Genomic DNA, 12,779 nt, shown 5'->3' on the forward strand with positions numbered 1-12,779 from the left:
GTTTAGGTGGAAGGACGCGTGCGCTAAAGTAGTCCTATGCGTGCGATCCTTCTGCTTAGCTAGCCGCTTGGAATCCGGAGACAACCGGAGTGCCGAGCGGCCGCCCCTCCATGGAGAGGGGCTTTTGTGTGTCCGGGCACGATTGCCGGGCCGGCAGCAGAGGGGATCAGACCGTTGGGGCAGCACAGATGCCGCAACAGAACAGAAGAGGGCAGCAGTGAGCGTTCAGCCGGAGACAGAGACCGGAACACCATCAGTAGCGGCGGAAACACCCGAAGAGGGTGCCTACAGTTTCGCGGCAATGGAGGCCAAGTGGCCGCAGGTGTGGGAAGACCTCAAGGTCTTCACTCCCGTCGATGACGGCTCCCGCGAGCGCCGCTACGTGCTGGACATGTTCCCCTACCCCTCGGGCGACCTCCACATGGGCCACGCCGAGGCATTTGCCATGGGCGACGTTGTGGCGCGCTACCTCCGGCAGCAGGGCTTCGACGTCCTGCACCCGATCGGCTGGGACTCGTTCGGCCTGCCGGCAGAGAACGCCGCCATCAAGCGCAACGCCCACCCCAGCGAGTGGACGTACGCCAACATCGAAACCCAGGCGGCGTCCTTCAAGCGTTACGCCATCTCCGCGGACTGGTCCCGGCGCGTCCACACCTCGGACCCTGAGTACTACCGCTGGACCCAGTGGCTGTTCAAGCGCTTCTACGAGCGTGGCCTGGCGTACCGCAAGGATTCACCGGTCAACTGGTGCCCGAAGGACCAGACTGTGCTGGCCAACGAACAGGTAGTCAACGGTGCCTGCGAACGCTGCGGCACCCCGGTCACCAAGAAGTCCCTGAACCAGTGGTACTTCAAGATCACCGAGTACGCTGACCGGCTGCTCGACGACATGGACGAGCTGCGCGGCCACTGGCCCGAGCGTGTACTGGCGATGCAGAAGAACTGGATCGGCCGGTCCGAAGGGGCGCACGTCAACTTCGTGATCGAGGCCGACGGCGGCAAGGCCGCCAAGGACGTCACCGTCTTCACCACCCGCCCGGACACCCTCTACGGCGCAACATTCTTCGTGGTCGCAGCTGACGCGCCGATCGCCGTCGAACTCGTCACGGACGAGCATGCAGCCGCGCTGGACGCCTACCGCGAGCAGGTCAAGGCGCTGAGCGAAATCGAACGCCAGTCCACCGAACGCGAGAAGACGGGGGTCTTCACCGGCCGGTACGCGGTCAACCCCCTGAACGGCGAAAAGCTGCCGGTCTGGGCCGCGGACTATGTCCTGGCCGACTACGGCACCGGCGCCATCATGGCCGTCCCGGCGCACGACCAGCGCGACCTGGACTTCGCCAGGACGTTCGACCTGCCGGTCCGCGCGGTCCTGGACACGGGCGAGGACGATCCCGCCGTTTCGGGCAAGGCCACGGCAGGGGAGGGTACCCTGATCAACTCGGGTGTCCTGGACGGCCTGCCGAAAACCGAAGCCATTCCGGCCGCCATCGCCATGCTGGAGAAGCAGGGCACGGGCGAGAAGTTCGTCAACTTCCGCCTCCGCGACTGGCTCCTGAGCCGCCAGCGGTTCTGGGGGACCCCCATCCCCATCATCCACTGCCCCGCCTGCGGTGAGGTTCCTGTCCCGGACGAACAGCTGCCCGTGACCCTGCCGGCAGACCTCCGCGGCGAGGACCTGTCGCCGAAGGGCACGTCACCGCTGGCCGCCGCCGAAGGCTGGGTCAACGTGGACTGCCCCAACTGCCACGGACCGGCCAAGCGCGATACCGACACCATGGACACGTTTGTGGACTCGTCCTGGTACTTCCTGCGGTTCGTCTCGCCGCAGTTCACCGAGGGGCCGTTCGACCCCGCGAAGATCAACGAGTGGATGCCGGTAGGCCAGTACGTGGGCGGCGTGGAGCACGCCATCCTGCACCTGCTGTACGCCCGGTTCTTCACCAAGGTCATCCACGACCTCGGCATGCTCGAAGCCGATGAACCCTTCAGCGCGCTGCTGAACCAGGGCCAGGTCCTCAACGGGGGCAAGGCCATGAGCAAGTCCCTGGGCAACGGCGTGGACCTCGGCGAGCAACTGGACAAGTACGGCGTGGATGCCGTGCGCCTGACCATGATCTTCGCCTCCCCGCCGGAGGACGACGTCGACTGGGCGGACGTTTCGCCGTCGGGATCCGCGAAGTTCCTGGCCCGCGCCTGGCGGCTGGCGCAGGATGTCACCAGCGAGCCCGGTACTGACGCCGCATCCGGTGACCGCGCGCTGCGGTCCGTCACGCACAGGACCATCGCCGACGCCGCCGCGCTGCTGGACAACAACAAATTCAACGTGGTGGTGGCCAAGCTAATGGAGCTGGTCAACGCGACCCGCAAGACCATAGATGCCGGGCCCGGCGGTGCGGACCCCGCCGTCCGCGAGGCAGCGGAAGCCGTCGCGGTCATCCTGAGCCTCTTTGCGCCCTACACCGCGGAGGACATGTGGAACGTCCTGGGCCATCCGGCCTCGGTGGCCAATGCCGGCTGGCCTGCCCACGACGAAGCGCTGCTGGTCCAGGCGACCGTCACCGCTGTGGTCCAGGTGCAGGGCAAGGTCCGCGACAGGCTCGAAGTTTCCCCGGACATCAGCGAGGATGAGCTGCGCGAACTGGCCCTGGCCAGCGAAAACGTCCAGCGTGCCATGGACGGCCGCGGCATCCGCACGGTGATCGTGCGGGCGCCTAAACTGGTGAACATCGTCCCGGCCTAGCCGGGCACACCGGCCGCCGGGTCCGCCCGGCGGCCGGCCCTAAACCAGGAGGCCCCTTGCCCGACCGTGACGCCGCCGCATGGCTCTGGCTCCGGCAGCGCCTCGCCGCCCTCCGCCCCGCTGCGCGCCCGGGCGTGCCCCCGGACGCGTCCGCCGTCGTGGTCCGTACCGCCGTGGTGACCGATTCCGCGTCCGCGCTGCCGGCCGACTGGGTGCGGGCCTGCGCCTCCGACGGCCTGCTGACCGTGATCCCGATGCCCGTGATGGTGGGCGAGGAGATCTACGGCGAGGGCGAAGACGACATCACCGAAACCATTGCGCTGGCCCTCGCCGGCGGAAAATCCGTCAAGACCTCGCGGCCGTCTCCTGGCCAGTTTGAGCAGGCCTTCCATGCCGCCGAACGTGGGGGATACGAGGCGATTGTCAGTATCCACATCTCCGGAGGCCTCTCCGGCACCGCGGACGCTGCCCGGCTTGCCGCGGGGCGCGTGAACATCCCAGTAGAGGTTGTGGACTCCGGCACGGTGGGCATGGCGCTGGGGATGGGCGTCCAGAGTGCCGTGGCCGCCGCGGCCGCCGGCCTGGAGGCAGCCGCGGTCAGCACCGCCGCGACGGACCAGCTGGCACGGACCAAGGTCTACTTCTACGTTCCCAGCCTGGAGCAGCTGCGCCGGGGCGGACGGATCGGCGCCGCCGCCTCGCTGCTGGGGACGATGTTCGCCATCAAACCCCTCCTGGCGGTCGACGGCGGCAAGATCGTTCCGCTGGAAAAGGTCAGGTCAGCAGCCAAAGCCATAGCCCGGCTCGAGGAGATTGCCGCAGAGGACGCCGCGTCCCGTCCGGATGGCCTGGCGCGGCTGGCGGTCCACCATTTCGGGAATCCGGCGGAAGCCGAGGGGCTGGCGGCCAGGTTGGCCGCTGCACTGCCCGAGTGTCCGCCGGCCCAGATCAGTTCACTGCCCGCCGTCCTGGCCGCCCACGCCGGCCTGGGTGTACTGGCCGTCATCGTAGGGGAAAGTGCCCCGCCTCCCGTGGAGCCCGAGATGCTTTCCACATAGGGCAGGCCCGGGCTGTCACCTCCGGCGATGAATCCCTAGCGTTGGGTGCATGTCACGCCGGGACGCTGGAGCACGCCAGTCGGCGCGGCATGCCCGCGAGCGGCTGCAGTCCACGCTGGGGGACGGTGCGGGGCTGCTGACCGACGGCGACGGAAGAGTCTTCGAATACACAGGCGGCGCTCACGGGAGTGCGGACGCCCTTCCCGAATCGGTTGTCCAGGACGCACCCGGCACCGGCGCGATGGGTCCTGCACTCAGGTGGCGGGTGGGCCTTCCTGTGGCCCTGCTCATTGCCGCCCTCGCCGTGCTGGGCGGCGCCTGGTTTTGGGTACAGGTTGCTGCCGGGCAACCCCAAGTGGTCCCGCTCAGCGAGGTGTCGCCCCAACCGAACGGACCTGCTGGTGATGCCGAGACCCCGGGGCAGGGGACAGACCGTGCCGAGCCGTCTGGAGTGCCCGCGGAGACTCCTCAGACCGGTACGGTTGTCATCCATGTGGCCGGGGCCGTGGCCGTGCCCGGAGTGGTGAAGTTGCCCGCCGGCAGCCGGGTGCACCAGGCGATCTCTGAGGCAGGCGGCGCCATGCCTTCAGCAGACCTCAACCGGCTCAATCTTGCCGCTGTGCTGGCCGACGGACAGAAACTCTATGTGCCACTGCCCGGGGAAAGCACCCCCGCAGAACTGCCTGGCAGCGCCGCGGCAGGGCAGGATCCCGGCACAGGCACAGGCACCGGCACCGGTACCGCGTCAGGTGCAGGAAAGGTCAACCTCAATACCGCCAGTGTGGAAGACCTGGACGCCCTGCCGAAAGTAGGCCCCGTGCTGGCGCAACGGATCGTGGACTGGCGCAAGGAGCACGGTCCGTTCAAGTCCGTCGAGGAGCTCGACGCCGTGGACGGTGTGGGGCCAAAGATGCTGGAAACGCTTCTCCCGCTGGTGGGTGTCTGAGATGGCCCAACGAAGCCCGTGGAGCCGCTTTGTTGACTCGGCGGTGCAGGGGCCCGCAGTGCAGGTGCCTGCAGTGCCATCGAGGCAATCGACGGCAGCTTCAAAGCGACTGTCGCCGGACGCCGCAACTCTTCGCCCGGCGGTCCGCCGGAAGAGCGCCATGCTGGCCGGCCATGTCAGGAAGAAGCTGCGTGGCCCGGAGCAGGAGACTGCGCCGGCCGAAAAGCCCCGCCGGCGCACAGACGTCAGGCTGGGACTTCCGGCGCTGCTTGTCTGGGGCGCCGCAGTGGCCGGGACGTGGCTGACCCCTGCCGTGCTGGCGTTCCTGTGCAGCGGATTGCTGGTCGTGGCAGTCCTCCTGCTGGCCCGGGTGGCGCGCGGCAGGAAGGTCCGTGCGGGTCGCAGGAGCTTCCTGACCACCACGGCCGTGGCTCTGGTTCTGGCCGCAACCGCAGCGGCCCATTCGGCCGTGTCTTCCTCGCAGCGCCACGATGGACCACTCGCGGAAGCTGCGGCATCGGGGAAATCGGTGGTCGCCATCCTCGAAATTACCGGTCCCGCGCGCGCCCTCACGCTCCCGGGACGGGCAGGGACGCCCGAACGGTGGTCGGTGGATGCCCGGACGGAACAAGTCACGGTCAGCGGCAAGGTCATCCGCACCCGGGCTGAGTTCGTGGTGATGGGCGGCCGCGGCTGGGACAACGTGGTCCCGGGGCAACTGGTCCGGACCGCCGGCAAGCTGCGGCCGCCTGAGCCGGGCCAACAGGAAACCGCCATTCTGGCAGCGTCGACGGCACCAGGCGCGGCTGCTGCGGATGGCAGTGGGGCCGGCGCCGCCCCGGCCTGGGAGGTGGTGGCAAAGGAGCTCAGGGAAAGGTACGTGGCCGCAGCCTCGTTCCTGCCGGCCGATCCCCGTGGGCTCCTGCCGGGCATGGTCACCGGCGACACCTCCGCGCTGGACGAAGGGCTCAACGCAGCGATGAAGACCGTCGGCATGACCCACTTAACGGCCGTGAGCGGGGCCAACTGCAGCCTGGTCCTGGGCGCGCTCCTGATGGCGGCGCGCAGCCTGAGGCTCCCCAGGATCCCTGCGGCGTGCCTCGCGCTGACCGGCCTGGGAATGTTTGTGGTGCTCGTTGGCCCTGACGCCAGCATCCTGCGCGCAGCGTTGATGGGTTCCATCGCCATTGCCTCGCTGGCCGGCGGCCGCATGGGCCGGGGACTCAGCTTCCTCTGCCTTGCTGTGATGGGGCTGGTGTTGATCGACCCGGGCCTTGCGACGAGCTTCGGCTTTCTGCTCTCGGTGCTGGCGACGCTGGGGATCATTGTCCTCGGTTCGCGAATAATGGACTGGACCCCTGCGATCGTTCCCCGTTGGGCAGCGGCTGCCCTGGCCGTGCCGCTCTCGGCGCAGCTGCTGTGCGGCCCCGTCATTGTGCTGCTCCAGCCGCAATTTTCGACCTACTCCTTGCTGGCCAACTTGGTATCCGCACCCTTGGTGGCACCGGTCACGCTGCTGGGAACGGCTGCTGTGCCATTGGTGGCCTGGGTGCCCTGGCTCGCGACCGCCCTGATCGCCGTCGCCGGAACGTTCAGTGCAGGCGTAGCGGGTACAGCCCGGACCGCTGCGGGACTGCCGGGGGCTTCCTTACCCTGGCCGGAAGGCGCGGTCGGCCTTTTGACGATGCTGCTGCTGTCCGCGCTGACCTTTGCCGGTGTATGGGCGGCCGTCCGGCCGCGTCAAATACTGCGGCTCGTCCTGGGGCTGCACGCCCGGACAGTTTCCCAGTTGGACGCCGCAGACAGCCGCCTGCGAGCCTGGACAAAGCCGTCCTTTCGTCGCCTTCGTTCCCCGCGCAGCCCGCGGGGATACCACGGCCGCGGCTTGGAGGCAGGGGGCCGCCGTAACAGGCTTAGATACTGCACCGGAATTTCCGGGAGGAATCCACCATGGCCGCAGCCGCAACCACACGAACCAGGACAACGCCGGCGACGATTGTTGCCTCCTGGCGGGACGTGACCCCCGCCGGAGTCGTTTTGGTGGGCTGACCCGAAGGAGTACCTCGGCATGTGGGCAAATGGACCGGGCCCGGGCAGCAGCCGTAACCTTTCAGGCCGCGGCTATCGCTTGGTTGAGGCAAGGGCGAGGAGCACTTCCGTCACAACCTCTGCGCGCGTCATTAGACCAACATAAGTCCCGGCGTCCGTGATGGCGAGATATTCTTCGTTAGACCGAAGCGCCTTTCTGAACCACTCGGCGTCGGGATCCGTGCGGTCAACATATCCTTTGCGAAGAACCGGATTCAGAAGGTCTTTGAGCCGGCTGAGACTGATCTCCCGATGAGAGTCGTTTTCACCCGCCGCAAGAGCATCAGCGAGCATCTGCTCTTCAAGAAACGGGTTCAGAAAGCCGGCAACGCCAGGGTAGACAATGTATCGTTTGTTGCTGACTCTGGGGCTTTGGGTGATGTCCGTGCCGAGGGCGTGCATCTGCCGGGCGGCCGCAGAGAGCCCCATGGCCGTGTCGTGTGCGGCCCCGAAGTCGGCATTGGCACCGAGAAGGCGGTCCCGGATCTCATTCGGGTGGGCCCACCCGACGAACTGATCAGGCCTATTCTGGCGCGTCGCGGTGAATACAATCACTTGTGGTTGGCCTAGCCGCACCGCGCCGACACACAGGATCAGCAGCCGTGACTCCCACCATGCGTGGCCGTCCTGCAAACTGACTACGACGATCTTGGACGTGCCTGCGCGCCGCAACCCTTCGATGATCCGCTGACTACCGGAGTCTGCGATAACGGTGTTCGGCGCAACATTTGGTGGGGCCAAGACAAGTGTCTGCGCTCCCGCGGCGTCGGTCAGCGCCACCTTGACTTGACCGATTTCGACAGAGCCACCGGCGGCGCCGATGCCCTCCAGCAAAAGCAGGACGATTGGGAGCAAAGTGAGAGCGAAGATGCCGAGCAACACCCATCCGGCTTCAACTTTGTCGAAATGCAACAACTCGCGGAGTAAACCCCAAGCGGCCAATAAGATGACCAAGACGAGCACGGCGATAAGCATGGTGCGGGCCGGCTCATAGGGCCAAAAACGTCTAGATGCGAGGCGACCTTCCTTCTTCCCGGTGGGCACCACAAACCTCCCTTTGCGCCGATGACATGTATATGCACGCTATGACTGCGGCGTTACCGTCGCGTTACGGCAGCATCGCGCATGAGCCCGTGAACGGACCGGGCGGATCCGGACCCGCTATCTCTGCCCGCGGCTGCGGTTCCCCAGCCCGGCCGGCGGGGCGTCCCTATGCATTCGGTGAAGGGACTTGGGGAGCTCTTTCTTGATCGAGCGTTCCGTTCTTGAGCATGGCGGGGTTGACGTCGCAGTGGCGCCAGGGTCTTTGCGGCTGTGGTTGCGGGAGGCAGTTCGCTTGCCGACACGGAGGCCGCAATAAGCGTCGAATCCTCGATCCATATCGGCGCACCTTCGGACCACCATATGGCCGCAGCCGCGACACCCGATGTCGGCACCCACATTCCGAAGAGACCTGGACCCATTGGTCCTGATCGCCGCCGCGGCAACGTTCAGTGCAGGCGTAGCCGATACCGCCCGGACCGCTGCGGGACTGCCGGGGCTTCGTTACGCCGTCCGGCCACGTCAAATACCGTGGTTCGTGTTGGGCCTCACGCTGCCTAGACCGCGGCCCTGCTGGAATCCGCAGACAGCCGGCTGCGTGGCTTGAGAAAGCCTTCCCTTGGTCGCCTTCGTTCCCCGTGCACCCCGCCGGGATACGACGGCCGCGGCTTGGAGGCAGGGGCCCGCCGTGGCAGGCTTAGACACTGCACCAGAATTTCCGGGAGGAATCCACCATGGCCGCAGCCGCAACCACACGAACCAGGACAACGCCGTCGAATCTTGCCTCCTGGCGGGACGTAAGCCCCGCGGGAGTCGTCTTGGTGGGCGGACCCGAAGAATACCTCGGCATCCGCGCCATGGACCACATCCGCGCACAGGTGAGGGCGGCGTTTCCCGACGTCGAGGTCAGCCGCCTGGCGGCCGGCAGCTACGAGCCGGGCACCCTCGCCATGAATGTCAGCCCCTCCCTCTTCGGTGAACACAAACTCATCGAAGTCGAGGGCGTTGAAAGCATGAACGACGCCTTCCTCGCCGACGCCCTGGCATACCTGTCCCGTCCTGAACCGGACGCTGTCCTTGTCCTGCGGCACGCCGGGGGAGTCCGCGGCAAGAAGCTCCTTGACGCAGTCAAGGCTGGAGGCTGGCCGGTGGTGGACTGCCAGCCCCTGAAGAAGGACGCCGACAAGTCAGCATTCGTGGCCGCGGAATTCCGCGCCGCCGGACGGAAGATCACCTCCGACGGGGTGCAGACTCTGGTCAACGCCGTCGGCGCCAACCTCTCCGAACTGGCGGCAGCCTGCAGCCAGCTGATCGCCGATGCCACGGGAGCCGTAACTCCCGAGCTGGTGGACCGCTACTACGGCGGCAGAATCGAGGCCACGGCGTTCAAGGTTGCCGACGCCGCCATGGCCGGCAACGGACCGCTCGCCCTGTCAACACTCCGCCATGCACTGGCCACCGGCGCTGACCCTGTGCCGCTGGTTGCCGCACTGGCAGCCAAGCTGCGGACGTTAGCGAAAGTGGCCGGCGCCCAGGGATCGTCGGCACAGATAGCCAGGGAACTGGGCATGCAGCCCTGGCTGGTGGAGCAGGCCCAGCGGGATGTCCGCCACTGGACCCCGGACGGTCTGGTCCGCGCCATCCAGGCCACCGCCGAGGCCGACGCGCAGGTGAAGGGTCTTTCGCGTGACCCGGTTTATGCCGTTGAACACGCGGTGACCGTCATCGCGACATCCGCCCGGCGCCACTGACGCAGGCCCAGGCATGACGGGTTCGGCGTGATGTCCGGTTCCAGAGACAGGGCTTAAAGAGTTGTGGCCGGCACCCACCGGGTGCCGGCCACAATCATCAGTTCAAGTGAACTGGAAACCTTACAGTGCGTTGACCTTCTTGGAGATCGCCGACTTGCGGTTCGCTGCGTTGTTCTTGTGCAGAACACCCTTGCTGACAGCCTTGTCCAGCTTGCGGCTGGCTGCAACCAGGGCAGCAGCAGCTGCATCCTTGTCAGTGGACTCAACGGCGGTGTTGACGGCGCGGATGGCCGTCTTCAGCTCAGACTTGACTGCGTTGTTGCGCAGGCGTGCCTTTTCGTTGGTGAGGATGCGCTTCTTCTGGGACTTGATATTAGCCACGTGTGAACTCTCTTTTTAATGCGGAAATGGTCTAGAGGGCTTTCAGATTGGCCATTGACTGAGCGGCGTGGGGATACCTATGGCGGCCAACCATCAGTGGCCGTCGACCTGCACGGACACACAGCTATAAAGAATAGCAGACCCGCCGGAAGGCTGGCCATTCCGGCAGGTTACTTCCAGCCGTGTCGCCGGCGCAGTCCCGCGGCCACCTGATCGAAGGGCTTTCGCTCGAGCACGGCACCTTCGCGCCGAATGCTGTCCGGCGCGATCTGCAGGACCCGTCGCAGGTTCGCTTCGCTCGGCCGTCGCTGGCGGTCCCACGCGCCGGTCCCGATGTCCACGTAGTCGCCGGAGCCGTGGGCGTCCTGATCGTGGTCCCGGCTGGTGAGCATCAGGGCAAGCAGGTACCGGCCGTTCTTCCCGACGAGCAGGACTGGACGGTCCTTCCCCCGCGTGTGGTCCTCCTCGTAGGGCACCCACGTCCAGACGATCTCGCCGGGATCGGCACTGCCGTCCGGCCGGGGAGCGTAGCGGATGGTCGAGACGCCCCTGAAGTCCCCCGGATACCCCGTGGGCGTCCCCGCCGGGGCCGGCCTGGACGGGGTCGCCTGGCGGCCGGTGTCCGGTGCGGGGTGGGCCGCCGGCCCGGCAGCGCCAGAGCGTAGTTTTTGCAGAACCTTAACGGAGGTCCGGACGGCGTTGGCCAGCGAGCGGAAGTTTATAGGCATGGGGAAACAATATCGCCGGCCGGCTGACCGGCAGTCTGCCGAACGATGCAGTGCGTGGCGTCCGGACGTGGGACACTGGAAGTTCAAAATATGCGGTCCGGCCCCAGGGTGCCTTTTGTGCGTCCTGGTGGCGGCCGCATGACTGCCAACAGTAAGGACCCTGCGTGTCTCCCATGGCCCGCACCGCCCCGGTGCCCGCCGCGACAGATCCGGCCATCATTCGGAATTTCTGCATCATCGCGCACATTGACCACGGCAAGTCCACTTTGGCCGACCGCATGTTGCAGTTGACCGGAGTGGTTCAGCCCCGCGATATGAAGGCCCAGTACCTGGATCGCATGGACATCGAACGCGAGCGCGGCATCACCATCAAATCCCAGGCCGTTCGCATGCCGTGGGAACTCGATGGCAGCAGCTATGCCCTGAACATGATCGACACTCCTGGCCACGTGGACTTCACATACGAGGTCTCCCGCTCACTGGCAGCCTGCGAAGGCGCGGTCCTGCTGGTGGATGCGGCCCAGGGCATTGAGGCGCAGACCCTCGCCAACCTCTACCTGGCGATGGAGAACAACCTCACCATCATTCCGGTCCTGAACAAGATCGACCTCCCGGCAGCGCAGCCTGAGAAGTACGCGGCGGAGCTGGCAAGCCTGATTGGCGGCGATCCCGAGGACGTTCTCCGCGTCTCGGGTAAGACCGGCATGGGCGTCGAGGCCCTGCTGGACAAGATCGTCCGGGACCTTCCGGCGCCTGTGGGCGACCCCGACGCCCCGGCGCGCGCCATGATCTTTGACTCGGTGTACGACACCTACCGCGGCGTGGTCACCTACGTCCGGGTGGTTGACGGCATGCTGCATCCCCGCGAACGCATCCAGATGATGTCCACCCGCGCCACGCACGAACTCCTTGAGATCGGCGTGAGCTCCCCGGAACCCACCCCGTCCAAGGGCTTGGGCGTGGGCGAGGTCGGGTACCTTATCACCGGGGTGAAGGACGTGCGCCTGTCCAAGGTCGGCGATACCGTCACCAACCTCGCCAAGCCTGCCGCCAAGTCGCTGCCGGGCTATGCCGACGCCAAGCCCATGGTCTTCTCCGGCCTGTATCCCCTGGACGGCACGGACTACCCGGTGCTCCGTGATGCGCTGGAGAAACTGATGCTCAACGACGCCGCTCTCGTGTACGAGCCGGAGACGTCGGCCGCGCTGGGCTTCGGCTTCCGCGTGGGCTTCCTGGGCCTGCTCCACCTGGAAATCACCCGCGAACGCCTCGAACGCGAATACAACCTGGATCTGATCTCCACCGCTCCCAACGTGGAATACGAGGTGACGCTGGAGGACAAGAAGGTGGTCCATGTGACCAACCCCAGCGAGTACCCGGTCGGCAAGATTGCGGAAGTCCGCGAGCCGATGGTCTCCGCCACCATCCTGGCCCCGAACGAGTTCGTTGGCGCCATCATGGAACTCTGCCAGAGCCGGCGCGGCGTCATGGGCGGCATGGACTACCTGTCCGAAGACCGGGTGGAAATCCGGTACCGCCTCCCGCTGGCAGAAATCGTTTTCGACTTCTTCGACATCCTCAAGTCCAAGACCCGCGGCTACGGCTCGCTGGACTGGAAGGCCGACGGAGAGCAGGTAGCCGACCTGGTCAAGGTGGACATCATGCTCCAGGGCGAACAGGTCGATGCGTTCTCTGCCATCACGCACCGTGACAAGGCCTATTCCTACGGCGTGATGATGACCACCAAGCTGCGTGAACTTATCCCCAGGCAGCAGTTCGAGGTGCCCATCCAGGCGGCCATCGGCTCGCGCATCATTGCCCGCGAAAGCATCCGGGCCATCCGCAAGGACGTCCTGGCCAAGTGCTACGGCGGTGACATCTCCCGTAAGCGCAAACTGCTGGAAAAGCAGAAGGAAGGCAAGAAGCGCATGAAGATGGTGGGTACGGTGGAGGTGCCGCAGGAAGCGTTCATCGCTGCCCTCACCACAGACGAATCAAAGGACAAGGCCAAGAAGAAGTGACAACCGCGCAGTGGGGGCCCCG

The 12,779-nt window shown here is 66.2% G+C and carries 9 protein-coding genes; 6 read left to right on the forward strand and 3 right to left on the reverse strand.

Annotated features, from left to right (window positions below; genetic code table 11):
- The first annotated feature begins 217 nt into the window (after nt 1–217).
- The 4 genes from leuS (at nt 218) to IAQ70_RS05650 (ending at nt 6,767) form a co-directional block, all read left to right on the forward strand.
- Nucleotides 218–2,743 carry a leucine--tRNA ligase gene (leuS, locus tag IAQ70_RS05635; protein WP_190988323.1) on the forward strand — a complete coding sequence of 842 codons (2,526 nt, stop codon included), beginning with the start codon at nt 218–220 and terminating at the stop codon, nt 2,741–2,743.
- 56 nt (nt 2,744–2,799) lie between these two features.
- Nucleotides 2,800–3,801: a DegV family protein gene (locus IAQ70_RS05640; RefSeq protein ID WP_190988324.1), complete on the forward strand. Its 1,002-nt coding sequence runs from the start codon at nt 2,800–2,802 to the stop codon at nt 3,799–3,801.
- A 49-nt stretch (nt 3,802–3,850) separates the two neighbouring features.
- Complete coding sequence (locus IAQ70_RS05645) at nt 3,851–4,747, forward strand: ComEA family DNA-binding protein (RefSeq protein ID WP_190988325.1); 897 nt, start codon at nt 3,851–3,853, stop codon at nt 4,745–4,747.
- Nucleotides 4,748–4,820: 73 nt separating this feature from the next.
- Nucleotides 4,821–6,767 carry a ComEC/Rec2 family competence protein gene (locus IAQ70_RS05650; RefSeq protein ID WP_317983591.1) on the forward strand — a complete coding sequence of 649 codons (1,947 nt, stop codon included), beginning with the start codon at nt 4,821–4,823 and terminating at the stop codon, nt 6,765–6,767.
- A 101-nt stretch (nt 6,768–6,868) separates the two neighbouring features.
- Here the strand turns inward: IAQ70_RS05650 and IAQ70_RS05655 are convergent, their stop codons facing one another.
- Nucleotides 6,869–7,810 carry a hypothetical protein gene (locus IAQ70_RS05655; RefSeq protein ID WP_190988327.1) on the reverse strand — a complete coding sequence of 314 codons (942 nt, stop codon included), beginning with the start codon at nt 7,808–7,810 and terminating at the stop codon, nt 6,869–6,871.
- 800 nt (nt 7,811–8,610) lie between these two features.
- Here IAQ70_RS05655 and holA point away from each other — a divergent pair.
- Nucleotides 8,611–9,627 carry a DNA polymerase III subunit delta gene (gene holA, locus IAQ70_RS05660; RefSeq protein ID WP_190988328.1) on the forward strand — a complete coding sequence of 339 codons (1,017 nt, stop codon included), beginning with the start codon at nt 8,611–8,613 and terminating at the stop codon, nt 9,625–9,627.
- Nucleotides 9,628–9,747: 120 nt separating this feature from the next.
- On the opposite strand, the gene rpsT is transcribed toward holA, so the two are convergent.
- Together rpsT and IAQ70_RS05670 are read right to left on the reverse strand one after the other, a co-directional pair.
- Entirely contained in the window at nt 9,748–10,008 is a 261-nt protein-coding gene (gene rpsT / locus IAQ70_RS05665; RefSeq protein ID WP_011692086.1) for a 30S ribosomal protein S20, read from the reverse strand.
- A gap of 170 nt (nt 10,009–10,178) precedes the next feature.
- Nucleotides 10,179–10,736, reverse strand: a complete 558-nt coding sequence (locus IAQ70_RS05670) for a type II toxin-antitoxin system PemK/MazF family toxin (protein ID WP_190988329.1) — start codon at nt 10,734–10,736, stop codon at nt 10,179–10,181.
- A 164-nt stretch (nt 10,737–10,900) separates the two neighbouring features.
- On the opposite strand from IAQ70_RS05670, the gene lepA reads away from it, so the two are divergent.
- On the forward strand, nt 10,901–12,757 hold the full coding sequence (gene lepA / locus IAQ70_RS05675) for a translation elongation factor 4 (RefSeq protein WP_190988330.1): 1,857 nt from the start codon (nt 10,901–10,903) through the stop codon (nt 12,755–12,757).
- The last annotated feature ends 22 nt before the right edge of the window (nt 12,758–12,779 follow it).

Source organism: Pseudarthrobacter sulfonivorans (assembly GCF_014712225.1).
Taxonomy (GTDB): Bacteria; Actinomycetota; Actinomycetes; order Actinomycetales; family Micrococcaceae; genus Arthrobacter; species Arthrobacter sulfonivorans.